Here is a 24180-nt window from a genome sequence, read left to right as displayed (position 1 = left end):
CCCGCTGCGGTACCGCAGGACCGGCGATATGCTGGAACCTGCCGATCGCCGTGGTTCGGACCTTTCGACAAAGTTTCGACCGGACAGGCGGTTTTCGATGCGTGTGATGTCTCCGCTCGACGGCTTCTTCCTCTTCGCCGAATCTCGGGAACATCCGATGCACGTCGGTGGGCTGATGTTGTTCGAGCCACCGGCCGGCGCCGGGCCCGACCACGCCCGCGAGATCTACGAGCAGCTGCTGAAGCAGACCGAGGTCCGCACGCTCTTCCGAACCCGGCCGGCCCGCCCGGTGAACTCGGTCGGGCACCTCGGCTGGAGCGTCGACGATTCGCTCGACTTCGAGTACCACGTGCGGCTGTCGGCGTTGCCTCGACCGGGCCGGGTTCGGGAGTTGCTCGAGCTGGTCTCCCGGATGCACGGCACCTTGCTCGATCGGCATCGCCCGCTGTGGGAGCTGCACGTCATCGAGGGTCTCGCCGATGGTCGGGTGGCGGTGTACAGCAAGATCCACCACTCGCTGGTGGACGGCGTGTCGGCGTTGCGGCTGGTGCAACAGAGCTTGTCGCCGGACCCGGCCGATACCGACTGTTCGGCATACTGGACGCCGCGGCGCACCCCGATCGACCGTCCCGGTCCCGGGATCCGGGAGTCGGTACAGAGCGGGCTGGCCGCGGGCGTCGGCGCGCTCCGCGGCGTCGCCGGGCTGGCGCCGGCCGCCGGCCGATTCGCCCGGGCAGCGTTTCGGGCGCCGGACGTCACGTTGCCGTTGACCGCGCCGCGCACCATGCTCAACGTCGATATCGGCGGCGCGCGCCGATTCGCGGCCCAGTCCTGGTCGATCGATCGGGTGCGGACACTCAAGGCGGCCACCGGCACCACGGTCAACGACATCGTGGTGGCGATGTGCGCCGGGGCGTTACGGCGCTACCTGCTCGATCAGAATGCCCTGCCCGAGACCTCGTTGACCGCCGCGTTGCCGGTGTCGCTGCGCGAGCTGGTCGACGACGGGCGCGAGCCCGGCGGCAATGCGATCGGCCTGATGATGTGCCGCCTCGGCACCGACCGCGCGGACCCGATCGACCGGCTCGGCGACATCACTCGCTCGATCGGGCAGAGCAAGATGCTGCTGCGCGACGCCGGCACCCTGCCCGCGCTGGCCGGAATGGCCGCGATCGGCGCGCCGTTGGCACTCGAGCTGGTGCCCGGCTACCAGCATCTGGCGAACCCGCCGTTCAACGTGCTGATCTCGAATGTCCCGGGTCCCCGCGAAGAGCTCTACTTCAACGGCGCCCGGCTGGTCGGCGCCTATCCGCTCTCGCTGGTGGCCGATGGTCAGGCACTCAATATCACCGTCACCAGCCGCGCCGGTTACCTCGACTTCGGGCTGACCGGCTGTCGCCGCAGTGTGCCGAGCCTGCAGCGGCTGCTCACCCACCTCGACACGTCGTTGGTGGAACTCGAGACGGCGATCGGAGTCGATTGACCGTCGGATCGGCAAAGTGCCCCAAACCGAAAGGCTTGGGGCACTTCTGCCGTCTGGGGTGCCGAGAGATCAGATCGGCGCGAAGCCGGCGCCTACTCCGCCCCGGTTTGCCGCCTCCATGATGGTGCTCATGTTGGTGCCGACCTCGGGTCCGACACAGGCGACCGCCAGGTAGGCGTTCACCATGCTCACCAAGGTGTCACCGACGACCACCGGCGCTCCCGAGTCGCCCTCGACCACGCACATCTGGCTCCAGGTCTCGACGTTCGAGCCGAACACATCCCCGTAGGCCAGACCGCAGGTGTTGCCGGTGGTCCGGCCCTGCTTGCAGACGATGTTGGGGAACTGTGCCGGACTGCCGATCCGGGCGATCGTGGTGTTTCCGATCCGGTTGACCGGCGTCACCTTGGCGCGATCGAACTCGATCACGGCGTAATCCAGGTCCGGGTTGGAGTAGGCGAAGCGTCCGATCGTGCCGGCATCCGGATTCTGTTCCGAGACGACCTGAGCGCCGCCCTCGCCGCAATGCCCGGCGGTGAACCCGACCAGCCGGCCGGCGTTGTCGTTACCGATCGTGGCAAGCGTGCACTCCGTGCGGTCGTCGATGACGATGCCGGATCCGCCACCCATCGGCACCGGCGCGGCGCCGGCCGAGCCCGGGCCGACGAGGCCGAGGCCGGCGGCGGCGGCCACCGCTGCCACATAAGCGATCTTGGTGAACATTTCCCTCCAGAGGTCGACCCGCACCATATCAATACCGAACTGTGCCCGAGTAGTGCTGTACCCGCGGATGTTCGTATCCCGAGTAGTTGCCGGACAGTTGCGCGGTGATCCGGCCAATACCGACCCCGGGGTCGGTATACACCCGGAGTTCAGCGGCTTGACAAGCGCGTCCGGCCAACCTTTGCGAAGTGGGTTACCTGCCGGAAGTTCTCGTTATGATCCAACTCACCGAGACTGGCGCTGAGCGCACTACTTCATAGTAATGTGCCTCCAGCATGCGGCAGGTCGGGCTGCGGTACCGAGCTGAAAGGGGTAGCGCGTGCGCGCAATGACGGAGAGTCCGCCGAAGCCATCCAGGCTGTCCGCGTCGACGGATTGGCTACGTGGTTACTGGCGCGATCATCCGAAGCGCTCTCTGGAGACCTTCGGGCGTCAGATCACCATGGGGATCCAGGCGATCGCTCAGCTCTTCGGCGATCTGTTCCGGGGGAAGTTCCCGTTCGGCGAGTTCATCAAACAATGCGCGTTCATGGCGAATGTGTCCGCTCTCCCTACCCTCGTCGTGGCCATTCCGCTCGGTGTCGTCATCTCCGTCCAGGTCGGTAGCCTGGTCGGGCAACTCGGTGCTACGTCGTTCATGGGTGCCGCGATCGGCCTCGGCATCATCCGCCAGGGCGCGCCGCTGGTCACCACGCTGATGATCTCCGGCGCAGTCGGTTCGGCGATCTGCGCGGATCTCGGTTCCCGGACCATCCGCGAAGAGATCGATGCCATGAAGGTGATGGGTGTCGACCCGATGCGACGGCTGGTCGCACCTCGGCTTGCGGCGGCAATGCTTGTCAGTGTTTTGCTCTGCGGTTTCGTGGTCTTCGTAGGTTTCCTGGCAACTTACATGTTCTTCATCTTCGCCCAAAGCGGCACGCCGGGCTCGTTCATCGGGACCTTCGCGGCGTTCGCCGTAGCCAACGACCTGATCGTTGCTTTGCTGAAATCGCTGATCTTCGGCCTGCTTTGCGCGATTATCGCCTGCGATCTGGGGCTCAACGCGAAGGGCGGTCCGGGCGGGGTGGCGAACGCGGTGAACGCGGCCGTCGTGCAGTCGGCGCTGCTGCTGTTCGGCATGAACGTGATCATCACGCAGATCTACAACACGCTCTTCCCGAGTCAGGCGGTCTGAGATGTCGGCGACGTACGTACCCCCGCTGCTGCGGCCGGCCGCAGCGCTGCGCAGTGTCTGGAGCGGGTTCCTCGGCCAGATCGCCCGCATGGGCCATATGGGCTTCTTCTTCATCCGGACCATGGCGTCCATCCCGCTCGCGCTCAAGCAGTACCGCAAGGAAGTGTTTCGCCTGATCGGCGATGTGACCTGGGGTAACGGCTCGATCGTGGTCGGTGGCGGCACGGTCGGCGTGGTGATCATCCTGAGCGCCTTCGGCGGTATGACCATCGGCCTCGAGGCCTATACCAACCTGAATCTGCTCAGTATCGGCCCGGTCACCGGTGCGATCTCGGCGTTCGGTAGCACCCGCGAGTTCGGGCCGATCCTGTGCGCCCTCGGCTTCGCCGCACAGGCCGGCTGCCGGTTCACCGCGCAGCTCGGCTCGCAGCGGATCGCCGAAGAGATCGACGCGCTCGACGCGATCGCCATCCGCCCGCTGCCGTACCTGATCAGTACCCGGGTGTTCGCCGCGATGGTCGCCATCATTCCGCTGTACAGCATCGGCCTGGTTGTCGCCTATATGTCCACCTCGATCACGGTCGGGCTGATCGGTGATGTCAGCAACGGTACCTACATGCACTACTTCCACCAGTTCTTGACGCCTACCGACATCATCTACTCCTTCCTCAAGGCGATCGTCTTCGTCATGCTGGCCACGTTCATCCAGTGCTACTACGGCTTCTTCGCGTCCGGCGGCCCGGAGGGCGTGGGTGTCGCCGCAGGCCGCGCCATCAAGGCCACGTTCGTCATCGTGGTGGTCGCCAACTTGCTGCTCACGCTCGGTATCTGGGGCCTCGACCCCGGCATCAGGATTTCCGGATAAGGGGACTCGAACCAGATGATCATCGATCCGAGCGGGCGCGGACCTACGCTCCGCCAGCTGATGTTGGCCGGGGTGGCGGTGATACTTGTCGTCGGCCTGATTACGACCCTGCTCATGGCGCGCTACCTGGGTGTCTTCAAGAAAACGGTCGACGTCACCGCCCAGCTGACCACCACCGGTGACGGCTTGCCGGCGAACGCCGACGTCAAGTTCCGCGGCATCTTCGTCGGCTCCGTCGACAAGGTCGAGGTCGCCGCGAAGGGCGAGCTGCAAGAGGTTGCCATCAAGCTGAAGCCGGAGTTCGCGGACGGCATCCCGAACACCGTCACCGCCCGGGTCATCCCGAGCAATGTGTTCGCGGTGACCGCGGTGGAGTTCCTCGACAACGGGCCCGCGCCGGGCCTGGAAAACGGTGACACGATTCAAGAGGACAAGAGTCGCTCGACGATCGCGTTGCAGGACACCCTCACGACGTTGCAGCGAATCCTGGACAAGCTGGACCCGATGAAGATCGCTCGCGTCGTCGGCACGCTGGCCGATGCGCTCGACGGCAGCGGTCGGGCCCCCGGTAGCACGATCGAGCGGCTGGACAAGTGGTTGACCGCGGTCGACAACTCGATTCCCGACCTGAGTCAGGATCTGAGCAACTTCTCCACCGCGGCGCGGGGACTCAACGAGTCGCAGCCGCAGCTGCTGGACAGCCTGGGCAGCCTTTCGGTCACCGCACGCACGATCGCCGAGAAGCGCGGTGAGTTCGTCAACCTGCTGACCGGCGCCGGCGGCACGTTCGACAGCGTCAATCAGCTGTTCGCGCAGAACCCGGACTCCGGCAAGAACATCGTCACCGGGCTCAACGCCACCTTCGGTGCGCTTACCACGGAACAGTCGGCGATCCCCGGCACGGTCGCCGCGCTGAACGACTCGATGCGCCGGCTGGACACTGTCTTCCACTACGGGCCGTCGCAGCAGATGGTCTGGAGTTTGGATGCCACGTTCACGCCGTTCCGGCCGTACTCCCGCGACGACTGCCCGCGCTACGGCGACCTTGCGGCGCCGAGCTGTGCAACCGCGCCTGCGGTAGGCGATCCGGGGACGTTGCCACCCGAGCTGCAACCCCGGCGAGCCGAGGCCGCCGCGTCGATTCCGGCACTGCCGGGTCTGCCGCAGCTGCCGAACGTGCAACTGCCGAACCTGCAGCTCCCCGGTGGGCTGGCCCTGCCCGGCGCACCGGCTGCGCCGAGCCAGCAGCCCGCCGCTGCCCCGGCGTCGCCGACGGCTCCGGCCCCGGCCTTGCCGACGATTCCGGCCGATCCGTTCGCGGGTACGCCGCTGAGCGGCTTGATTCCCGGCCAACCGGTGCAGGGCGCCCAGCCCGCGGCGGTCCGGCCGGCGTCCTACACCGGCGATGCCGCGGTGAGCGCCTTCGCCGGCGGCCGGCCGAGTGCCACGCAGCTACTGCTGCTCGGTCCGCTGTTCGCCGGTGCCAAGCTCCGCCAGGTGCCCGCCGCGACCGTCGAGGGAGGTGAGCGGTGAGTATCCGTAAACCGCTGATCGGGTTCAGCTTCTTCGCGATCGTCTCGATCCTGGTCACCTGGGTGATCTGGTCGACGCTGCAGCGGTCGGTCGACGGACCGACCAACGACTACTCGGCCACCTTCTCCGACGTCCTCGGACTGAAGGCGGGCGACGACGTCCGGATGGCCGGGGTGCGGGTCGGCCGGGTCAGTTCGATCGAGCTGGACGACAAGAACAACGCCACCGTCGATTTCGTCGTCGAGCGCGATCAGCAGCTCTACGACAACACCAAGGCGCTGGTTCGGTACCAGAACCTGATCGGCCAGCGCTACGTCTCGCTGGCGCCGGGTGAGGGCAAGGGCAATCCGCTGGCGGACGGCGGAACGATTCCGTTGGAGCGCACCGAGCCGTCGTTCGACGTGTCGGCACTGCTCGGCGGATTCGAGCCGCTGTTCAGCGTGTTGCAGCCGAAGCAGGTCAACAACCTGACCGAGACCCTGATCCAGGCGCTGCAGGGCGACGGCGTGTCGTTGAGCACGTTCATCACCCAGGCAGCGTCGGTGGCATCGGAGTTCCAGCAGCGCGATGTCATCCTCGGCGACATCATCGACAACCTGAGTGGCGTGATGGAGGGTCTGGCCGCGCGTGGCGACCAGCTGGAAACCCTGCTAACGCAAACCCGCACCTTGCTGACCGGACTGTACGAGCAGGGGCAGTCGCTGCAGAACTCGACGGTGCAGCTGGCCGACTCCACGACCGCGATCGTGAACATGGTCGGCCAGGTGCAGCCGAAGCTGGCGCAGACCCAGCGCAGCGCCAACGACGCGATCGGCATGTTGATCTCGCACGGTGCGCAGCTCGACCAGACCGCGATCTCGGCGCCCACGCTGTTGACCGATCTGGCTCGGATCACCAGTAACGGCGCTTTCGCCACCGCCTACGTGTGCGATCTGGATGTCTCGCTCTGGGGCGTGCTGTTGCCGGAGCGCTGGTTCTCGACCGTGTCCGACATGATCTTCGGGCAACGTCACTCGGAGGTGTGCCGCTGATGGCCAGGTTCTCGAAGCCGAACTTCGGCGCACAGAAATACTTCTGGCTGGGCATGCTCGGTGCTCTGGTCCTGGTCGGCTTGGTGGTCGGGGCCAGCGTGCTCAAAGCCGCGGCGATCGGCACTAAGAACGTCGACGCCGAGTTCGTCCAGGCGGCCGGGTTGACCAGCGGGGCCAAGGTCCGGGTGGCCGGCGTCCCGGTGGGCGAAGTACGGGATCAGAAGCTCGAGGGCGACCACGTGTTGTCGACACTGGAGATCGACAAGAGCGTCAACCTCGGTCCGGACGCGCACGCGGCGATCAAGCAGGCGACGGTCCTCGGCCAGATCTACGTGGATCTGGATCCGGGCGACGGCAGCGGCTTGCCCGGTGACCGGATCCCGATCACCAACACGACCGTCCCGTTCAACCTGGGCAAGGTGGTGAACGACCCGCAGTACACCAGCCAGTTCGACCGGTTGGAGGGGCTGGACACCAAGCAGGCGGCGCAGGCGATCGATCAACTCGCTACCCAGATCGGCGACTCGCCGCAGCTCACCGCCCAGGCGCTGGACAGCGTCGGCGTGCTGGCGAAGGTGGTCGATCAGCGTCGCGACGAGGTGCAGTCGCTGCTGAAGAACCTCAGCTCGGTATCGAACGTGCTGTCGGACAATCGCAACGGCATCATGCTGATCATCACCCAGGGGGAAGCGATCACCCAGCGGGTACAGGAGCGGCAGCAGCTGATCAAGCAACTGCTGGACAACGTCGGGACGCTCACCCGGCAGCTGGACGAGATCGGTGCCAGCAACGATAACCAGCTCGGCACGCTGATCAGCGACCTGAACACGATGTCGCAGGGCTTGCAGAAGAACAACGACCAGCTGAACCGACTGCTGCAGATCATGCCGGTGACCGTTCGGCAGTTCAACAACGTGGTGGGTAACGGACCGTACGGCGATGTCGCGCTGCCGTGGCTGTTCCCGGACAACTGGCTTTGCCGCGTCGATGTAGTGCAGGGATGCAAATGAAATCGAAGCTGATCAGCACGACCGCGAAGGTGCTGACGATCTGCGCGCTGGGTGCTGCGTCGGCCTGCTCGGCCAGCAACCCGTTCGCGGCCGACAAGATGAACATCACCGCGGACTTCGAGAACATCGCCGGCATGTATCCGGGTAACCCGGTGTCGGTGCTCGGGTTGCCGGTCGGCAAGATCGATTCGGTCGAGCCGAAAGGCACCTTCGTCGAGGTGCGGATGTCGATCGACCCGAAGGTCAAGGTGCCGGCCGATGCGATCGCCGCTCAGGTCTCGCCGTCGCTGGTGACCAACCGGCACGTCGAACTGACGCCGGCGTACTCGGGGAACGGTCCGATGCTGGCCGACGGTGACCACATTCCGTTGCAGCGCACGCGCACGCCGGTCGAACTCGATCGGGTGCTGCAGACCGTGGACGATCTGGCGTCGGCGCTCAAGGGCGACGGCAAGGAAGGGCCGTTGTCCGGTGGCGTGCTGGTGAAGGCGCTGGAAGGCAACGGGCAGAAGATCAACGACACGGTCAAGGCGCTGTCGAGCACCATCGACCTGACCGTGACCAACCGGGACGCGCTGACCAACTCGATCGTCAAGCTGAACGAGCTGACCCAGACGATCCAGGACAACCAGCAGGCCTTGCAGAACTTCTCCGGCCAGGTCACGACCGTGTCCGGCATGCTCGCCGAGCAGGCCCCGGGTCTGCAGGCGGTACTGCAGCAGCTGGACATCTTCCTGGCCAACACCAGCACGGTGCTGGCCACCAAAGGCCCGGAGCTGACCAGCTCGCTGAACAATCTGACCCAGACCACCGATCTGCTCAAACGCAACGCCTGGCAGCTCACCGAGGTGGTCGACGTCACGCCGTTGCTGATGCAGAACGTGGCGAACGCGATCGACTACGGCCAGGACGGCGGCGCGATCCGGCTGCATGCCCAGTTGGAGCGCAACATCTTCGACGGGGAACTGATCTCGCTGTTCTGCGAGCGGGTGAAGATGCAGGCCGACGGCTGCCGTACCGGAAAGATGTCCGATTTCGGCCCCGACTTCGGTCTCACTGCGGCCCTGATGGGAATGACACAATGACCGCACAGACACCGACCGCGGGTACCGCGGCCCGGACGCGGCTCCGCCGGGGCCTGGTGGCCACGGTCGCCGTGGCGACCACGACCCTGGTGTCGGGTTGTGGTCTGACCATCGACCAGATTCCGCTGCCGAAGCCGGGCGTCGGCGACAGCTACGAGCTGCACGCGGTCTTCGCCAATGCGCTCAACCTGCCCGACCAGGCGAAGGTGCGGGTCGGCGGTTCGGATGTCGGTGTGGTCACCGGCATCTCGACGTCGAACTTCCAGGCGAACATCGACATGAAGATCCGCAACGACATCCAGCTGCCCACGGGCACGACGGCCGAGCTACGGCAGGCGACTCCGCTCGGCGACGTGTTCGTGGCGATGTCGATGCCGCCGCGCAAGGCCGGGGACCAGTTGTTGCAGGACGGCGACACGATCCCGATCGATCAGACGTCGGCCGGCGCGTCGGTCGAACAGTTGCTGCTGTCGGTGACCGCCTTGATCAACGGCGGTGCGATCAACCAGCTGGCCCGGATCACCACCGAGCTGGATTCGACGATCGGCGGCCGGGGTCCGCTGCTCTCCCATCTGATCGTCGAGCTCACCGGAGTGGTGAGCAGTTTGAACCAGAACACCGACCGGATCGACGGGGTGTTGCGCGAGTTCGATACGACGCTGGCCACGTTGAGTCAGCGGCGCGACGAGCTCGGTCAGCTCGCCGACGCGCTGCCACCGATGATCTCCACGATTTCGGAGAACAACCAGAACATCGCCGGCCTGCTCAGCAAGGTATCGACCGCCAGTGCGGCGCTCGGCGACTTCGCCAAGACCACCGGTCCGCAGCTCAGCGGATTGCTGGACAGCACCGACCGGCTGATGACCGGATTGGGCCAGGCCCGGGATACGCTCGGGCCGGCGCTGGAGGCGGTCGAGACGATCAAGCCGAAGGTCAACGCGAGTATGGAAGGCACGGCGCTGACCCAGGCGTCGACCCTGCGGTATCTGAGCATCGGCGCCTTGCATGATCCGGAGGGTCAGCAGCTGCCGGATCTGCGGACGTTGAACGACATGACGTACAGCATCGTCCAGGTACTGCAGCGTGCCTATTCACGAATTACCGGTCAGGCGCCGCCGCCGATCCAGCCGGGCGAAGGGGGCACCCGATGAAATGGATTCGTCGTCATAAGGTCCTGGTCTCGAATCTGGGGCTGGTGGCGTTGCTGTTGGTCGGCCTGAGCTTCCTGGTGTTCGACACCGCGCGGGTGAATCCGTTCAAGCGGACCTACGCGGTCACGGTGGACATGGACCGCTCCGGCGGCTTGCAGCCGCGCAGCGACGTGACCTACCGCGGCTACCGGGTCGGTCAGGTGAAGTCGATCTCCTTGACCGAGAAGGGGGTGCGCGCCGAGGTCGAGATCGACGGTTCGGCGCACATTCCGGCGAGCGGAACAGTTGCGGTGCATGCGCTTTCGGCCGCGGGTGAGCAGTACATCGACTTTCGCCCGGATACCGATCAGGCCCCGTTCCTGGAAGATGGCGCGGTCATCTCGCGTGACCGGGTGTCGCTGCCGGTGCCGATCCCGGAGGTGTTGGCCAACTCCAGCCAGCTGATCGCCAGCATCAATCCGGATCGCTACGAAGTGATCCTGAACGAGATGGACAAGGCACTGGGTGGTGGGCCGGACCAGTTGCGGCGCCTGATCAACGGCCTGAGCCTGATCACGACCGGCATGGACGCCTATCTGCCGCAGACGGTTTCGCTGTTGACCAACCTCCGGTTGATCGCCGGCGAGACCACCCGGATCCAGCCGGATCTGGGCACGCTCACCCGCAGCTCACAGTTGATCTTCGATCAGGCGGTGGCGGCCGACGGCGAACTGCGGAAAGCCTTCGACACGGCGCCGGGTCAGCTGTCGACGTTGGGTGGCACGGTGTCGACCAATATGGACCCGCTGACCCGCCTGGCGAACGATTTCGTCCGGGTCAGCAAGGCGGCTCAGCTACGGGCACCGGCGTTGTCGCTGCTGTTCCCCTCGTTGCAGAAGGGTCTGACTGCGGTCGGTGTCCCCGCGCACGACGGTGAGTTCCATACCGTGGCGGACGTGTTCTCCCGGCCGACCTGCTACTACAACACCGCGCCGGTGTCGCCGACGGCGATCGGCGACGGCCGGGTGCCGCTGTGGAACTACTGCGTCACCGACAACCCGCGGATCCAGGTTCGTGGTTCGGCGAATGCGCCGCGGCCGGACGTGCCGAACAACGGCGCGTCGATGCCGCCCGGTGCCGACCCGGGCCAGCTGTCCGACCCGGATCCGGCCAGGAATCAACCGCGGTAGCCTCGGGGCCGTGCGTCACGCTGCCGTCGGGTAGTCGGTGACGCACGGCCCGGCTGGTGCCGGACCACCTCGACGATCCGGCTTCGACGGCCGGGGGAAGTGCCGATCGAAGCGATGCCTGAGGAAAAGACGCCTGTTCCCGACGAGTCGGGAGGAACGGCGGACAACACAGCAGCGGACAACACAGCGGCGGACAACGCAGTGCCCGATAAGACCGGGTCCGCCGACACGGCGGCGACCGGCGATACAGCGGCGACCGGCGATACCGCGGCGACCGGCGATACCGCGACCGCCGGGAGCCGGCGGCTGGGTTCACGTTCGCTGGTACTGGGCCTCGCGGGCCTGCTCGTGTTGGCGTCGGTGGTCAGTGCCGTGTTCTTCTACCTGCAGTATCGGAACCTGAAGAACGACGACGCGAGCGGCATTCTGGTAGCCCAGCAGTCGGCTCGGGAAGCTGCTTGCCGGTATATCAATGCGCTCGTCAACTACGACTCGGCCAATCTCGACCCGTTCTTCAAGGCGGCCGAGGACGGCGCGACCGGGGAGTGGCAGCAGATGCTGGCCTCGGCCGAGCCGGAGATGCGGAAGAACTTCACCGAGAAGCAGGTGAAGGGACAAGGCGGTAGCCCGGAGTGCGGGGTGAAGTCCGGTGACGAAAGCAACGCCGAGATCGTCACCTACGTGACCCAATCGCTGTCGGCGACCGATACCCAGGGCCAGATGCAGCAGGGCCCGCCGGTCTTCGTCGTGATGAGCATGCAGAATGTCGATGGGCGATGGCTGGTCGCCAAGTTCAACGCACCATTCCTCGGACCGTGATGTCGGGGGTCCGGGTAACCGATAAAGGGTGCAGACCGACAGTCGTCGGATTCGACACCCTGGTAGAGAGGAATCGATGAGCGAGCTAGACAAGTCCGCCGAGCCGCAGGACGCCGGTGGAGCGACGCCGACGGGTGACAAACGTCGGCCGGTGATGCCGATCGTGCTGTCGGCGTTGTTGGTCGCGGCCCTCGCCTTGGCCGGCTTCTTCTTCTGGAAGTACTGGACCCTGCGGTCGGACAACGAAGCCCGGGACGAGGCGCGCCAGGCGGCCTGTGACTACGCGCCGAAGCTGGTGAACTTCGACCAGGCGACGATGGATACCTTCATCAGCGACGTGCTGGCCGGCGCCACCGGCGACTGGAAGGACCAGTTCGCCAAGGACGCGCCGCAATATCGAGAGCTGGTCGGCCAGGGCCAGCTGAAGTCGCAGCTCAACGATGTGCAGTGTGCGGTCAAGTCGGGCGATTCCGAACGGGCCGAGGTGGTCGTTGCGGTCGGCCGGTCGATCAGCAGCGTGCTGACCCAGGGCCAGTCCGCACCGGGTCAGGTGGCCATGGTGATGACGATGCAGAAGGTGGACGGTCACTGGCTCGCCTCGAAGGTGGATGCACCGTTCCTCGGTACCGCCGGCGGCGCGGCCCCGGAGTCGGCGCCACCCAGCAGCGGTGCCCCGGCGCCCAGCAGCGGTGCCCCGGCATCGAGTAGCGCGCCGGCGCCGAGTGGTGCCCCCGAGTCCACGCCGAGCGCGCCGGCGCCCGCTCCGGGATCGAGCACGCCGTCGCCTGCGCCGGCCGGCTGACCGTCGTCGTTGCGGGTCGGGTGGCGTTCCGGATCGACCGGAGCGTCACCCGGCTTTGTTGTCCGGGGCGGAGTTGTCCCGGGCGGAGCTGTCCCGGGCACAGATCGGCCGAGGACCTTCGGTCAGCGGCCGGTCACGGGTTCGGCCGACGGGTCGGTGGTTCCGGCGGCCGCGGCGCGCGCCTCGCGGGCTGCCGCACCGGCCAGCGCGTCGGCCTGCTCGTTGAAGAAGTCGCCGACGTGACCGCGAATCCAGCGGAATCGCACCGGCCCCGGCCGTTCGGTCAGCGCCTGATCGATTCGTCGGATCAGGTCGAGGTTGCGGACCGGGCCGCCGGAGCTGGTTCGCCAGCCGTTGCGACGCCAGTTCGGCAGCCACTCGGAGGCACATTTGATCGCATAGATCGAGTCGCTCTCGACCGAGAGTGGCTCGCTGCCGGGATGTGCCTCGATCGCCGCCAGGACGGCGCGCAGTTCGGCGATTTGATTGGTGCCGCTCGGCGCGCCACCGCTGGCGCTACCGCCAGCATGATTCACCCAGGCCCAGCCGATCGCTCCACCCGGATTGTGCAGACAGGAGCCGTCCGTGCTGACGATGATCATCGCGCGCCCCGGCTCGTTCGGTCGACAAGGTTGTCGCCGTGCAATTTAATTGTCTCCCTACGTAACTGACGCTCCGAAAGTCGGGGCCGGTCGGTCACGAGAATGCCCGACAGCCGCGCACCGGCACGTCCGGTCCAGCCGATGGACGCAGGGTAATCCAGGTGGCGGGTCATCATCGAGCTGCCACGCCCGAGCGGAGTGAAGGCCACGGTGTACATCGCATAATCGCGGTTGCATTCCGCCCGCAACCGCCGGGAGCGTCCGGGTTCCCGCGCCCCCGCGATCTGTCCCCGCACGGCTCGACCCCCACCGATACTCGAGTCCGACCTGTTTCACCCTGGTATTCCAAGGCTATCGCAGCGTCGTTGCCCGAGCCATCCGGCAGACTTAGGGGCAGATGAGGTTATCAGCCGATTTCCTTGCACGTATCACTGCCCGCGCAGCACGTAGCCGGCAACCGTCTCGGCGATCGGTAGCGCCGACGTTGCCGCCGGGGAGGGCGCATTGAGCAGATGCACCGAGCGCGGCGTTTGTTCGATCATGAAGTCGTGCACCAGGGTCCCGTCGCGGAGCACTGCCTGGGCGCGGATCCCGGCGGGGTGCGGGCGGAGATCGGCACGGGTCAGTTCGGGGCAGTACCGGCGGCATTGCTCGAGATAGCCCCGCTTGAAAAAAGAATTTCGCAATTCACGGGCGCCGGTTCGGATATTTGCCCGGGCAACCCGGTAGAAGCCGGGAAAATCGAGGATTTCACGAATATCGCGGGCGGTGGCGCTGCCCTTCGGGTATCGCTCGCGGGCCAGCCCGAGCACGGCGTTCGGACCGACGGTGAGCAGCCCGTCGATGGTCGGGCTCAGGTGCACCCCGAGGAACGGTAGGGCGGGGTCGGGTATCGGATAGATCAGCGCGCGCACCAGGTCGCTCCGTTCGGCCGGCAGCCGGTAGTACTCGCCGCGGAACGGCAGGATTCGGAAGTCGGTGCGGATGCCGCCGAGCCGGGCCATTCGGTCGGCTTGCAGCCCGGCGCAGACCACGAGCCGACGCGCGGTCCACGACCCGGTCGGCCCGGCGACGGTGACCCGGTCGGTATTTTCCTCGATCGCCGTGATCGGCGTATCGAGTCGGATCCGGCCGCCGGCCGAGCGGACGAGCTCGGCCAGTGTTGTGGTGATCCGGCGGTAGTCGACGATTCCGGTGCCCGGAACGAACAGGGCGCCGAGCCCGACGATGTGCGGTTCGCGGCGGTGGAGCTCGGCGGCGTCGAGTTCGGTCACCGCCGGCCCGTTGATCCGGGCCCGCTCGTGGAGTACATGCATTCGGGCCAGCTCGACGGTGTCGGTAGCGACCAGCAGCTTGCCGCAGACCCGATGCGGGATGTCGTGTTCGGCGGCGAACCGGGCGGTCAGCTCGGCGCCCCGGCGGCACAGTCGCGCCTTGAGGCTGCCCGGCGGGTAGTAGATTCCCGAATGCACCACTCCGCTGTTGTGTCCGGTCTGATGGGTGGCCGGTGCGGCCTCCTTCTCCAGCAGGACCAGGCTCGCCCCGGGTCGTTCGGCCAAGAGCTGTCGGGCCGTGGCCATGCCGACGATGCCGCCGCCGACCACGCAGAAGTCGTAGGTCGCGCTCACCCGGCCAGCCTAGGCACGGCGCGGCAGTGCGGCACGTTCCGCACGGCTCAGAGGTACTCCGAAACGAGGACGGCCCGGGTGTCGGGCACCAGTGCTTCGAAGACATGCGGCAGGTCGCCCGGGTATCCGACGTAATCGCCCGGCGCGAGTTCGACCGGTTCGTCGGCCGGACCGACCCGGGCCCGGCCGGTCATCAGGATCACATGTTCGATCACCCCGGGCTGGTGTGGGTCGGCCCGCCGCGGTGGGCCGGGTTCGGCAGCGATCCGGTAGATGTCGCGGCGCGCGTTCGGCGGGCAGGACGCGACCAAGGTGGCCCGGTAGTCGGCCTGTTCGGCCTGCACGGTGGGGCCTTGCCCGGCCCGGATGACCTGGACCCGCGGGCGCGGCGGCTCGACCAGCCGGGCGAACGGTACGCCGAGCGCAACGCCGAGCGCCCACAGGGTTTCCACGCTCGGGTTCGCGTTACCCGATTCGAGTTGGGACAAGGTCGACTTTGCGATGCCGGCCCGCCGCGCGAGCTCGGTCAGCGACAGCCCGGCCCGGTCCCGCTCGCGCCGGATCGAGGCCGCGATGACGTCGAGGGGCGAGCCGTCGGCGGGGCGCGCACTGTCGTCGAAGGTCATCGGGAACCTCATCTTTTGTTCGCTCTGTCATGCTGGATGTTCGTCTTGACGAACGGTGACGCGCGGCCGCACCATAGGTCAATGCGTTCGATATTACGAACAGTTGACCGCCAGACCGTACAAGAGATCGGCCTGGTCTGTCTCGCGGATGGGGTCGTCGGCGTGTCGTTCGGCGTGATAGCGGTAGCCGAAGGATTCCCGGTGTGGCTGCCCATGGCGTTGTCGGTCCTGGTGTTCGCCGGTGCGGCACAGTTTCTCTTCCTGGCGGTCGTGGCCGGCGGCGGAAGTCCGCTCGCGGCGGCGCTCGCCGGCGTCGTGGTGAACGCCCGGCACCTGCCGTTCGGCCTGGCGGTCGCCGACGCGCTCGGCCCGGGTCGGTGGCAGCGGCTGATCGGCGCGCATCTGATCACCGACGAGTCGGCCGCCTTCACTCTGGCCCGGGTCGAGCCGGGCACGCGGCGGGCGGTCTTCTGGCTCAGCGGTCTCGCCCTGTTCGTCGGCTGGAACGCGGGCGTGCTGGCCGGGGTGTCGATCGGTACGGCGTTGGCCGGCACCAGCCTCGCCGACCCGGCGGTGCTGGGGTTGGACGCGGCGTTTCCGGCCGTACTCCTCGCGCTGGTGCTGCCCGCATTGCGGGAGCCGGTCGCGCGGGCCGCTGCGCTGCTCGGTGCGGGCATCGCCGTGCCGGCGAGCGCGGTGCTGCCGGCCGGCGTGCCGGTGCTGCTCGCGCTGCTCGGGTTGGTGCTGGTGCCGCTGCTCGAGCGGGCGCGATGATCGGCATACCGGCGGCGCTCGGCCTGCTTGCCGTGGGCACGCTCGCGCTGCGTGCGGCCGGGCCGGCGCTGCACGACCGCTGCCGGCCGCCGGCTCGCCTCCAGGCGTTGGTCGGGACCGCCGCTGTGGTGTTGCTGGTGGCGGTGATCGCGACCGCCACAGTGATCGACGGCCAGCATTTCGCCGGCTGGGCACGTCCGGCCGGGGCGTTGGTCGGTGGCGTGCTGGCCGTTCGTCGAGCGCCGTTCGTGCTGGTGGTCGTGGCCGCGTCGGGCACCACCGCCGCGCTGCGCTGGTGTGGGGTGGCTTGAGGTGGCGGTGGTCGCCGGGTATGTCGCGTGCCGGCCGAGCTGATCCCACCGGACGAGCTTTCCCCGTCCTGACGGGCACCCCCGCGCGCCGACTGGCAGGATGCGGCGGGTGGATTACGCTGGCGGAATCGTCTTGCTCGTCGCGACGGCGACCGCGATCGCGGCGCTCGCTCGGAGCGTCGGCCTCTCGGAACCGTTCGCGCTGACGGTCGCCGGCATGATCGGCTCCTATCTGTCGTTCGTGCCCGAGGTGCACATCGAGCCGGAAGTGGTCCTGCTCGGCGTGCTACCGCCACTGCTCTATACCGCGGCGATCAACACCTCGTTGATCGACTTCCGGGCCAACATCCGCCCGATCCTGTTGCTCTCGGTCGGGCTCGTGCTGTTCACCACGTTCTGCGTCGCCACGGTGGTCTGGTTGTTGATCCCGGTGCCGTACTCGGTTGCCGTGGCCCTGGGCGCGGTGGTGGCGCCGCCGGACGCCGTGGCCGCGACCGCGGTGGCCCGCCGGATCGGCCTGCCCCGGCAGATCGTCACCATCCTGGAGGGCGAGTCGCTGTTCAACGACGCCACCGCCCTGGTCACGCTGCGCACCGCGATCGCTGCGTCGGCAGGTGCGGTGAGCGTCTGGACCGCGGGCCGGGACTTCCTGATCGCGGCCGGTGGCGGCGTGCTGATCGGGTTGGCAACGGCGTTCATCCTGGCCGCCCTGCGCAAGCGGCTCACCGATCCGGTCCTCGACACCACCTTGTCGTTGCTGGCGCCGTTCGTCGCCTATCTGCCGGCGGAGCACGTGCATGCCTCCGGCGTGATCGCGGTGGTGGTCTGCGGCATGATGCTCGGGCACGCGGCTCCGAAGCTGCAGAACGCCTCGTCGCGGATCGCGGAACGGACGAACTGGCGCACCGTCCAGTTCATCCTGGAGAGTTCGGTGTTCCTGGTGATCGGGTTGCAGTTGCGCTCGATCCTGGAGAACGCGTGGTCCAGCGATCTGTCGCACCTCCGGTTGATCCTCGCGTGCGCTGCGGTGTTGGCGGCGGTCGTCCTCGCCCGGTTGATCTGGATCATTCCGGCGGTGCGGTTCCTGGTGCTGCGGGCTCGGGCGCGTAACGATCCGGCGCCGGCTTGGCAGTTTCCCGCGGTGGTGTCCTGGGCCGGGATGCGCGGTGTGGTGACCTTGGCCGCGGTGCTGCTGCTGCCGACCGACACCCCCGAGTTGGATGTCCTCAAATTGTTCGCTCTGGTGGTGGTCGCTGGAACATTGCTGGCACAGGGATCGTCGCTGCCCTGGTTGGTTCGCCGGCTCAATTTGCGGGGGCCCAGCCGGATCGAGGACGCGCTGCAGGAGGCGCAACTGCTGCAGCGGGCCGGGGCCGCCGGACTGCGCACATTGGACGATGCGGCCGGCCCGGACACCCCGCCGGCCGTGGTGGCGGCGCTGCGGGCTCGGTTGGAGCAGCGCTCCAACGCCTCGTGGGAGCGGCTCGGCCCGGCCGAGGCCGATCACCGCACGCCGAGTGCGGAATACCGGCGGCTGCGACTGGCGATGCTGGCCGCCGAACGGGCCGAAGTGCTGGCCGTCCGCGCCGCCGGCGGGGTGGACCACGAGGTGCTGCAGGCCGTGATGACCAGCTTGGACGTCGAGGAATCGATGATCGACCGGATCGAGGAGGTGGACGACGATGCCCGGCCCGAGGTGCTGGCCGGTAACGGCGCCGCCTGCGCACACCTCGCGGCCGCGCCGATCACCCGGGTGCCGGATACGCCCGGGCGCTGCGGAGACTGTGTCGCCGAGGAATCGAGCTGGGTCCATCTGCGGCTCTGCCTCGATTGCGGACATGTTGCCTGCTGCGATTCGTCGCCGCATGCACACGCCAGTCGGCACTTCGCCGAGACCGGCCATCCGGTGATGCGGAGCTTGGAGCCCGGGGAGGAGTGGCGATGGTGCTACGTCGATGAGATGCTGGGCTGACGTGATCTCGGTAGACCAGACCCGATGCCCGGCTTCGGCGGCAGCTGCGGGTCGGACTTGCGCGGACCGCACAGCGAGCCCTATTTTCGTGGGCATTCGTAGCGCGGGGTGCAGTCTGCCGAATTACACTCCAGCGGCAGGCCTGATTTCCGAGGTGGTCGTGAGCATGACGGCGGTAATGTTGCCGGGTGTGTGCTTTGCCTCGGAGTGGTTACCGATAAGCCCTTATTTGTGCAGCACAACTGACATTTCGCCCGCTATGCGGTATGTTCCCTGGCGAGAATCCGAACCATTAGTCTGTTCAGGGGCGGACTTTCGGCCGGGTATATCCGGAAATCGGCTAGTGCACGTCGGGGTGCGGAGGACGTAGTAGTCGGTATGCGACGCTGCCGTCGCAACCACGGATTGGAGCATCGTGAAATCACGACCGGGGACGGCATCGCCTTCCCGCTCACTGTCGGACTGGCCAGTGCGCTGGAAAGTCTTCGCGGTCCTTGCTGTCCCCGTGCTGCTCGCCATCGCCATCGGCGCGCTGCGGATCACCACCGAGCTGCGCGCGGGCAGCGAGCTCGGGCAGGCCGCCGACCAGGTCGACGTGGTCGGGACCGCGGTGGACTTCGGTGCCGCCGCCGAAGATTTTGCCGCGGCTGCCGCTGCCAACGCGATGACCGATCCCACCGCCGCCCGCTTCCGGGATGCCACCGAGGCGCTGGAACAGTCCGCCAAGACCAACGCTCTGCAGCCCGATGTCGCCGCCGGGATCGCCACCGCGGTGACCACCGCTTCGGCGCTCCAGGAGAATGCCGGCACCGGCGGATCTGCGTCCTCCGCGCAGCTCGCCGACCGCACGCAGACGGTGACCGCCAAGGTCGCCGACATCGTCTCCGCGGCGGTCGACGTCGACCAGGCCGATGTCCGCAAGCCGCGCGACCTCCTGGTCGCCGCGCTGACCGCGCGCAGCTCGCTCGCCACCGAGCGGGTCTTGATCGCCGGCCGGGACGCGGACGAGAATCCGTCGGCCCGGGCGAAGATCCTCGCCGCCACCGGTAGCGAGGTGTCCTCGCTGGACGCGATGAACCGGATCGCCGGCTCGGCCAGCCAGGATGCGATCGCGCTCCGGCAGGACGCCCAGTCGCGGATCGACACCTTCGCCCAACCCGGCGGTGAGCCGGCGCAGAGCCCGGCGATCACCGGGTCCGTCCGGTCCAGCGTGGAAACCTACAACCAGCTGACCGAGTCGTTGTCCAGCTCGCTGGAGAACACCCTGGTGGACAAGGCCCGCGAGGTCCGCGCCGGGGCGTTGCGGGACATGGCGCTGATCCTCGGTGCGGTCCTGCTCGCGCTGGTCCTGGCGCTCACCGTGGCCCGGTCGTTGGTCGCGCCGATCCGCAAGGTGCGGATCGCCGCCCTGAACGTGGCGCAGCATCAGCTGCCGGCCGAGGTCGACCGGGTACGCCGGGGTGCGCCGATCCCGCAGATCGAGCCGGTCGGGGTGCACAGCAACGAGGAGATCGGGCAGCTGGCCCGGGCCGTCGACAACATCCACGAGCAGGCGGTGTCGCTCGCCGGTGAGCAGGCGCAGCTGCGGCTGCAGGTCAGCCGGATGTTCGAGACGCTGTCGCGGCGCAGCCAGTCCTTGATCGAGAAGCAGCTGGGCCTGATCGAGAGCCTGGAACGGGACGAGAACGATCCGAAGCGGTTGGACAGCCTGTACCGGTTGGACCACCTGGCCACCCGGATGCGGCGCAACGGCGACAACCTGCTGGTGCTGGCCGGTACCCGGCAGCGCCGGGTCGACGACGCCGACATGTCGTTCACCGAGATCCTGCACAGCGCCCAGTCCGAGGTCGAGGAGTACACCCGGATCGAGATCGGGCAGGCGCCGGACGCGCTGGTCAGTTCGGCCGCCGCGGGTGACGTGGTGCACGTGGTCGCGGAGCTGATGGACAACGCACTGCGGTACTCGCCGCCGGACACCACGGTGAACGTCAGCGTGCATCGCACCGCCGACGCCGGCTACCTGATCGAGATCGTCGATCACGGCCTCGGGATGTCCGAGGCGGACCTGGCCGGCGCGAACCAGGCGCTCGCCGCGGGTGGTGAGGTCACGCCGGACACCGCACGCCGGATGGGTCTGTTCGTGGTCGGCCGGCTGGCCGGTCGGCACAACGTCGGGGTCACCCTGCACCGGACCTCCGCGGCGACCCGTCGTGGTGGGGTCACCGCGGGCGTGCACCTGCCGCCGGACCTGGTGGTCACCCCCGGGGAACCGGCGGCCGGTCGGGAACCCGGATCGGGCCGCGATGTCTCGCTGGCCAAGTTGCCGCAGGCGCCGATCGGGGTGGCCGACGCCGAGCGGCCGGTGCACCGAGCGCCGAACCTGGCTCCGGTCACACCGCCGCCGCTGCCGGTGCTCGACGACGCGGACAGCGACGATGCCGGGGGCGCCGATCCCGCCGGTGCTGACGACCGGGCCGCACGTGATGGTGACGGCCGGCCCCGGGGGAGCGACGATCGGGCTGCACGCGGTCGTGACGATCGGGCCGCACGCGGTCGTGACGATCGGGCTACCCGCGGCGGTGTCGATCGGGCCGCACGCGGTCGTGACGACCGGGACCAGGCGAGCGACGACAGCGACGACGACAGTGATGACGGGTCGCTGCCGACCCGCCGTCCGGGCTCGACCGAGCTGCCGGTGCGTCGCCCGATGCAGCAGACCCCGGCCCGGTCCGCGCCGCGCCGGCCGACGGTGTTGGCTCCGGTACCCCCACCGCAGGGTTCGACCCCCATCTTCGCGAATATGGTGTCCGAATGGTTTGCCGAGCCGACAGATACGAAGCCGGCGCAAACCTGGTCGTCCCCGTCCGATTCGGGCTGGGAGGCGGCGGAGAAGGCCACGCAGGCCGAGCCGCTCGAACGAACCGAGGGCGGACTGCCGGTCCGCCGGCCTGGGAACCGGCTGGTCCCGGGTTCGATCGCTGCGACGGCAACGTCGGGTAGCCGTGATCCGGTGGCTTTGCGCAACAATTTGAACGCTCACTTCAGCGGAGTGTTCAAGGCGCGCGCCGTCACCGATGGAGATCAGGGCGACAACGACAAGACGGACAGCAACGGAGAAGGAGAAAACCGATGAGCAAGGGGACCGAGGGTGGCCTGGACTGGCTTGTCAGCAGGTTCGCGCATGATGTCCCGGGCGTCACCCACGCCGTGCTCGTATCGGCCGACGGCCTGTTGATGGCGTCCAGCACCAAGCTGCCCGCCGATCGGGCCGAGCAGCTGGCCGCGGTGACCGCCGGGTTGGCCAGCTTGTCCGCCGGTGCTGCGCAGCTGTTCGAGGGTGGTCCGGTACTGCAGTCGATCGTCGAGATGCAGCACGGCTACCTGTTGATCATGGGCGTGGGCAACGGCTCGCATCTCGCCGCGTTGGCCACCAAGTCCAACGACATCGGCCGGATTGCCTATGAGATGGCGCTGCTGGTCGAACGGGTCGGGTCGACCGTTCAGGCGAGTGCGCGCACTGCGCAGTGATGACGGATGCCTGATCAACAACCGGAGAAGAAACGAGGACCGACTCGGATCCGGCCGTACGCTCTGACGGCCGGTCGGACCGAGCCGGACATCGAGCTCCCCATCGAAGCAGTTATCGATACAATGCCGCACACGTCCCACGTCGATTGGCCATCCGGCGACGTGCGGGCCGAGATCGTCGCACGCTGCTCGACGCAGCGGCTGTCCGTTGCCGAAATCGCGGCGCATCTCAAGCGACCACTCGGTGTCATCCGAGTGATCATCGGTGACTTGGTGATGGCGGGCTACCTGAGGGTGAACGCCACGCTCGGCGCCGATGCAACCGTTGCTGATCGTCGGGCCCTACTGGAAAGGACCCTGCGTGGACTCCAGGCTCTCTGACGGAAACGGCGCTCAGGCGCGCGAATTCACCTCGACCAAGATCGTCATTGCCGGCGGCTTCGGGGTCGGTAAGACGACCTTCGTGGGCGCGGTGTCGGAGATCTTGCCGTTGCGGACCGAAGCTCTGGTCACGGCGGAATCCGAAGGCGTGGACGACCTGGCGGCGACGCCGAGCAAAAGCTCGACGACCGTCGCCATGGACTTCGGGCGGATCACGCTGGCCGACGATTTTGTGTTGTACCTGTTCGGGACTCCCGGGCAGCGACGTTTTTGGTTCATGTGGGACGACTTGGTGCGCGGCGCTGTCGGGGCGATCGTTCTGGTGGACACGAGACGCATCGAGGACAGCTTCGCGGTGATCGACTTCTTCGAAGATCGCCGCGTGCCGTTCATCATCGCGGTCAATGCCTTCGACGGGGCTCCTCGCTATCGCGAAGAGGAGATTCGTCGAGCGCTGGCAATCCGCGACGACATTCCGATCATCGGAATCGATGCTCGCGAGACGGCTTCGGCTCGGTCGGCACTGATCGTGGTGACGAAGTACGCGCTCGAACAGCTGGGCTCTGCCCCGGCGCAGGCGTCCCACTGACAGGAGAACCCCCGTGATCACGACATCGCTACTGGCCCAGGAGGATCGAGATTTGGTCTCGGTGAGCCATTTCGGGATGGGTGTGTGGTTGCTGTATCTGGCATTCCTGATATCACTCGCCGGTTCGATCGTCGGGCTGTCGTGTGCGCGGTGGTCGGCGAAGGTGGACTCGGACTCGTTGCGGTTGCGCTGGTTGGCGGCGGCCGCGGTGGCGTTCGGTGGTATCGGGATCTGGTTGATGCACTTCATTTCGATGATCGGCTTCACCGTGCCCGGCAGCGCCGTGCGGTACGACTTGGGTTGGATGTTCGCCTCGGCGGTGCTGGCGATCTCGGCGGTGTTCGTCGGCCTGGTGATCGTCGGGCGGACGATGATCCTGCCCCGGTTGCTGCTCGGTGGTCTCGTGATGGGGCTCGGCGTGAGCCTGATGCATTACACCGGCATGTGGGCATTCCGGGTGCAGGGCAGCTTCGTCTACGAAACCAATCTGGTGGTGGCCTCGATCGTGATCGCGGTGGTCGGCTCGACCGCCGCGCTCTGGTTCACCCTGGTGGTGGACAGCGCGACGGTTCGGATCGCCGCCGGTTTCGTGATTGCCTTGGCTTTGCTCGGCATGCACATGACCGCGATGGCCGCGGTGAAGGTGCGGCTGGACCCGGCCGCTCCGGTTCCGTCCGGCCTGGACGTGTTCTCGTTCGTTTTCCCGGTGTTCGTTCTCGGCCTGCTCGCCTTGGCCATCCTGATCACCGCGGTGATGATGGCCGGCACGAACGCCGACGCCGACGACGAGCACGATGATTTCGCCGCGAGGGCCGACCTGCTGGCCGACGCCGGCATGGACCCGAGCGGCCCGGAGCCGGGTGCGGCCCCCGGCCTGCTCGGTGCCTTGAACCGGCGGCCGATCATCTCCAGCTGAGGTCC

The 24180-nt window shown here is 67.4% G+C and carries 23 protein-coding genes; 19 read left to right on the top strand and 4 right to left on the bottom strand.

Annotated elements, in window-relative coordinates:
* Positions 1-97: 97 nt before the first annotated feature.
* Positions 98-1483: a WS/DGAT/MGAT family O-acyltransferase gene (locus KV203_RS18405; RefSeq protein WP_066469315.1), complete on the top strand. Its 1386-nt coding sequence runs from the start codon at positions 98-100 to the stop codon at positions 1481-1483.
* 69 nt (positions 1484-1552) lie between these two features.
* On the opposite strand, the gene KV203_RS18400 is transcribed toward KV203_RS18405, so the two are convergent.
* Positions 1553-2206, bottom strand: a complete 654-nt coding sequence (locus KV203_RS18400; RefSeq protein WP_066469604.1) for a chymotrypsin family serine protease — start codon at positions 2204-2206, stop codon at positions 1553-1555.
* Positions 2207-2534: 328 nt separating this feature from the next.
* Between KV203_RS18400 and KV203_RS18395 the strand changes: the two genes are divergently transcribed.
* The 10 genes from KV203_RS18395 to KV203_RS18350 all read left to right on the top strand — a co-directional run bounded on the left by KV203_RS18395 (position 2535) and on the right by KV203_RS18350 (position 12848).
* The gene (locus KV203_RS18395) at positions 2535-3383 is read left to right on the top strand and encodes an MlaE family ABC transporter permease (RefSeq protein ID WP_066469318.1); all 849 of its coding nucleotides are present in this window, start codon (positions 2535-2537) and stop codon (positions 3381-3383) included.
* Position 3384: 1 nt separating this feature from the next.
* Complete coding sequence (locus tag KV203_RS18390; protein WP_066469320.1) at positions 3385-4248, top strand: ABC transporter permease; 864 nt, start codon at positions 3385-3387, stop codon at positions 4246-4248.
* A gap of 15 nt (positions 4249-4263) precedes the next feature.
* Positions 4264-5781, top strand: coding sequence for an MCE family protein (locus tag KV203_RS18385; RefSeq protein ID WP_066469323.1), 1518 nt, complete (start codon positions 4264-4266; stop codon positions 5779-5781).
* On the top strand, positions 5778-6812 hold the full coding sequence (locus KV203_RS18380; RefSeq protein ID WP_066469325.1) for an MCE family protein: 1035 nt from the start codon (positions 5778-5780) through the stop codon (positions 6810-6812). Before KV203_RS18385 ends, KV203_RS18380 begins: the two co-directional genes overlap by 4 nt.
* On the top strand, positions 6812-7822 hold the full coding sequence (locus KV203_RS18375) for an MCE family protein (RefSeq protein ID WP_066469606.1): 1011 nt from the start codon (positions 6812-6814) through the stop codon (positions 7820-7822). Before KV203_RS18380 ends, KV203_RS18375 begins: the two co-directional genes overlap by 1 nt.
* Positions 7819-8907, top strand: a complete 1089-nt coding sequence (locus KV203_RS18370; protein WP_157079767.1) for an MCE family protein — start codon at positions 7819-7821, stop codon at positions 8905-8907. The genes KV203_RS18375 and KV203_RS18370 overlap by 4 nt, the downstream gene beginning before the upstream one ends.
* Positions 8904-10058, top strand: coding sequence for an MCE family protein (locus tag KV203_RS18365; RefSeq protein WP_066469328.1), 1155 nt, complete (start codon positions 8904-8906; stop codon positions 10056-10058). Before KV203_RS18370 ends, KV203_RS18365 begins: the two co-directional genes overlap by 4 nt.
* On the top strand, positions 10055-11227 hold the full coding sequence (locus tag KV203_RS18360; RefSeq protein ID WP_066469334.1) for an MlaD family protein: 1173 nt from the start codon (positions 10055-10057) through the stop codon (positions 11225-11227). The genes KV203_RS18365 and KV203_RS18360 overlap by 4 nt, the downstream gene beginning before the upstream one ends.
* A gap of 201 nt (positions 11228-11428) precedes the next feature.
* Positions 11429-12046, top strand: coding sequence for a hypothetical protein (locus KV203_RS18355; protein ID WP_157079768.1), 618 nt, complete (start codon positions 11429-11431; stop codon positions 12044-12046).
* A gap of 76 nt (positions 12047-12122) precedes the next feature.
* Complete coding sequence (locus tag KV203_RS18350; RefSeq protein ID WP_066469338.1) at positions 12123-12848, top strand: hypothetical protein; 726 nt, start codon at positions 12123-12125, stop codon at positions 12846-12848.
* Positions 12849-12970: 122 nt separating this feature from the next.
* On the opposite strand, the gene KV203_RS18345 is transcribed toward KV203_RS18350, so the two are convergent.
* The 3 genes from KV203_RS18345 to KV203_RS18335 form a co-directional block, all read right to left on the bottom strand.
* Positions 12971-13450 (bottom strand): ribonuclease H family protein, encoded by a 480-nt coding sequence (locus KV203_RS18345; protein WP_066469339.1) that lies wholly within the window; start codon positions 13448-13450, stop codon positions 12971-12973.
* Positions 13451-13878: 428 nt separating this feature from the next.
* Complete coding sequence (gene lhgO, locus KV203_RS18340) at positions 13879-15030, bottom strand: L-2-hydroxyglutarate oxidase (RefSeq protein ID WP_066469608.1); 1152 nt, start codon at positions 15028-15030, stop codon at positions 13879-13881.
* A 95-nt stretch (positions 15031-15125) separates the two neighbouring features.
* The gene (locus tag KV203_RS18335) at positions 15126-15704 is read right to left on the bottom strand and encodes a helix-turn-helix domain-containing protein (protein WP_066469609.1); all 579 of its coding nucleotides are present in this window, start codon (positions 15702-15704) and stop codon (positions 15126-15128) included.
* Between the two features lie 81 nt (positions 15705-15785).
* Between KV203_RS18335 and KV203_RS18330 the strand changes: the two genes are divergently transcribed.
* From KV203_RS18330 to KV203_RS18295, 8 genes are all read left to right on the top strand, one after another.
* A complete protein-coding gene (locus KV203_RS18330) occupies positions 15786-16478 on the top strand; it encodes an AzlC family ABC transporter permease (protein WP_083529973.1) in 693 nt (230 codons plus the stop codon).
* Positions 16475-16789 (top strand): AzlD domain-containing protein, encoded by a 315-nt coding sequence (locus tag KV203_RS18325; protein WP_066469340.1) that lies wholly within the window; start codon positions 16475-16477, stop codon positions 16787-16789. Before KV203_RS18330 ends, KV203_RS18325 begins: the two co-directional genes overlap by 4 nt.
* Positions 16790-16889: 100 nt before the next feature.
* Entirely contained in the window at positions 16890-18761 is a 1872-nt protein-coding gene (locus KV203_RS18320; protein ID WP_066469344.1) for a Na+/H+ antiporter, read from the top strand.
* A gap of 469 nt (positions 18762-19230) precedes the next feature.
* Positions 19231-21894 (top strand): sensor histidine kinase, encoded by a 2664-nt coding sequence (locus KV203_RS18315; protein ID WP_066469346.1) that lies wholly within the window; start codon positions 19231-19233, stop codon positions 21892-21894.
* Positions 21891-22289: a roadblock/LC7 domain-containing protein gene (locus KV203_RS18310; RefSeq protein WP_066469348.1), complete on the top strand. Its 399-nt coding sequence runs from the start codon at positions 21891-21893 to the stop codon at positions 22287-22289. The genes KV203_RS18315 and KV203_RS18310 overlap by 4 nt, the downstream gene beginning before the upstream one ends.
* Positions 22290-22295: 6 nt before the next feature.
* On the top strand, positions 22296-22670 hold the full coding sequence (locus KV203_RS18305) for a DUF742 domain-containing protein (RefSeq protein ID WP_066469350.1): 375 nt from the start codon (positions 22296-22298) through the stop codon (positions 22668-22670).
* The gene (locus KV203_RS18300; RefSeq protein ID WP_083529974.1) at positions 22606-23259 is read left to right on the top strand and encodes a GTP-binding protein; all 654 of its coding nucleotides are present in this window, start codon (positions 22606-22608) and stop codon (positions 23257-23259) included. The genes KV203_RS18305 and KV203_RS18300 overlap by 65 nt, the downstream gene beginning before the upstream one ends.
* Before the next feature lie 13 nt (positions 23260-23272).
* Complete coding sequence (locus KV203_RS18295; RefSeq protein WP_246600215.1) at positions 23273-24175, top strand: MHYT domain-containing protein; 903 nt, start codon at positions 23273-23275, stop codon at positions 24173-24175.
* The last annotated feature ends 5 nt before the right edge of the window (positions 24176-24180 follow it).

Origin of the sequence: Skermania piniformis (assembly GCF_019285775.1) — a bacterium.
Lineage (GTDB): Bacteria > Actinomycetota > Actinomycetes > Mycobacteriales > Mycobacteriaceae > Skermania > Skermania pinensis.
This window is presented reverse-complemented; position numbering and strand designations above follow the sequence as displayed.

Excerpts from the sequence above, each read along its gene's own strand:
- KV203_RS18405 (WP_066469315.1), top strand. The coding sequence starts at position 98 with ATGCGTGTGATGTCTCCGCTCGACGGCTTCTTCCTCTTCGCCGAATCT.
- KV203_RS18400 (WP_066469604.1), bottom strand. The coding sequence starts at position 2,206 with ATGTTCACCAAGATCGCTTATGTGGCAGCGGTGGCCGCCGCCGCCGGC.
- KV203_RS18395 (WP_066469318.1), top strand. The coding sequence starts at position 2,535 with ATGACGGAGAGTCCGCCGAAGCCATCCAGGCTGTCCGCGTCGACGGAT.
- KV203_RS18390 (WP_066469320.1), top strand. The coding sequence starts at position 3,385 with ATGTCGGCGACGTACGTACCCCCGCTGCTGCGGCCGGCCGCAGCGCTG.
- KV203_RS18385 (WP_066469323.1), top strand. The coding sequence starts at position 4,264 with ATGATCATCGATCCGAGCGGGCGCGGACCTACGCTCCGCCAGCTGATG.
- KV203_RS18375 (WP_066469606.1), top strand. The coding sequence starts at position 6,812 with ATGGCCAGGTTCTCGAAGCCGAACTTCGGCGCACAGAAATACTTCTGG.
- KV203_RS18370 (WP_157079767.1), top strand. The coding sequence starts at position 7,819 with ATGAAATCGAAGCTGATCAGCACGACCGCGAAGGTGCTGACGATCTGC.
- KV203_RS18365 (WP_066469328.1), top strand. The coding sequence starts at position 8,904 with ATGACCGCACAGACACCGACCGCGGGTACCGCGGCCCGGACGCGGCTC.
- KV203_RS18360 (WP_066469334.1), top strand. The coding sequence starts at position 10,055 with ATGAAATGGATTCGTCGTCATAAGGTCCTGGTCTCGAATCTGGGGCTG.
- KV203_RS18350 (WP_066469338.1), top strand. The coding sequence starts at position 12,123 with ATGAGCGAGCTAGACAAGTCCGCCGAGCCGCAGGACGCCGGTGGAGCG.
- KV203_RS18345 (WP_066469339.1), bottom strand. The coding sequence starts at position 13,450 with ATGATCATCGTCAGCACGGACGGCTCCTGTCTGCACAATCCGGGTGGA.
- lhgO (WP_066469608.1), bottom strand. The coding sequence starts at position 15,030 with ATGGCCACGGCCCGACAGCTCTTGGCCGAACGACCCGGGGCGAGCCTG.
- KV203_RS18335 (WP_066469609.1), bottom strand. The coding sequence starts at position 15,704 with ATGACCTTCGACGACAGTGCGCGCCCCGCCGACGGCTCGCCCCTCGAC.
- KV203_RS18330 (WP_083529973.1), top strand. The coding sequence starts at position 15,786 with ATGCGTTCGATATTACGAACAGTTGACCGCCAGACCGTACAAGAGATC.
- KV203_RS18325 (WP_066469340.1), top strand. The coding sequence starts at position 16,475 with ATGATCGGCATACCGGCGGCGCTCGGCCTGCTTGCCGTGGGCACGCTC.
- KV203_RS18320 (WP_066469344.1), top strand. The coding sequence starts at position 16,890 with ATGCGGCGGGTGGATTACGCTGGCGGAATCGTCTTGCTCGTCGCGACG.
- KV203_RS18310 (WP_066469348.1), top strand. The coding sequence starts at position 21,891 with ATGAGCAAGGGGACCGAGGGTGGCCTGGACTGGCTTGTCAGCAGGTTC.
- KV203_RS18305 (WP_066469350.1), top strand. The coding sequence starts at position 22,296 with ATGCCTGATCAACAACCGGAGAAGAAACGAGGACCGACTCGGATCCGG.
- KV203_RS18300 (WP_083529974.1), top strand. The coding sequence starts at position 22,606 with ATGCAACCGTTGCTGATCGTCGGGCCCTACTGGAAAGGACCCTGCGTG.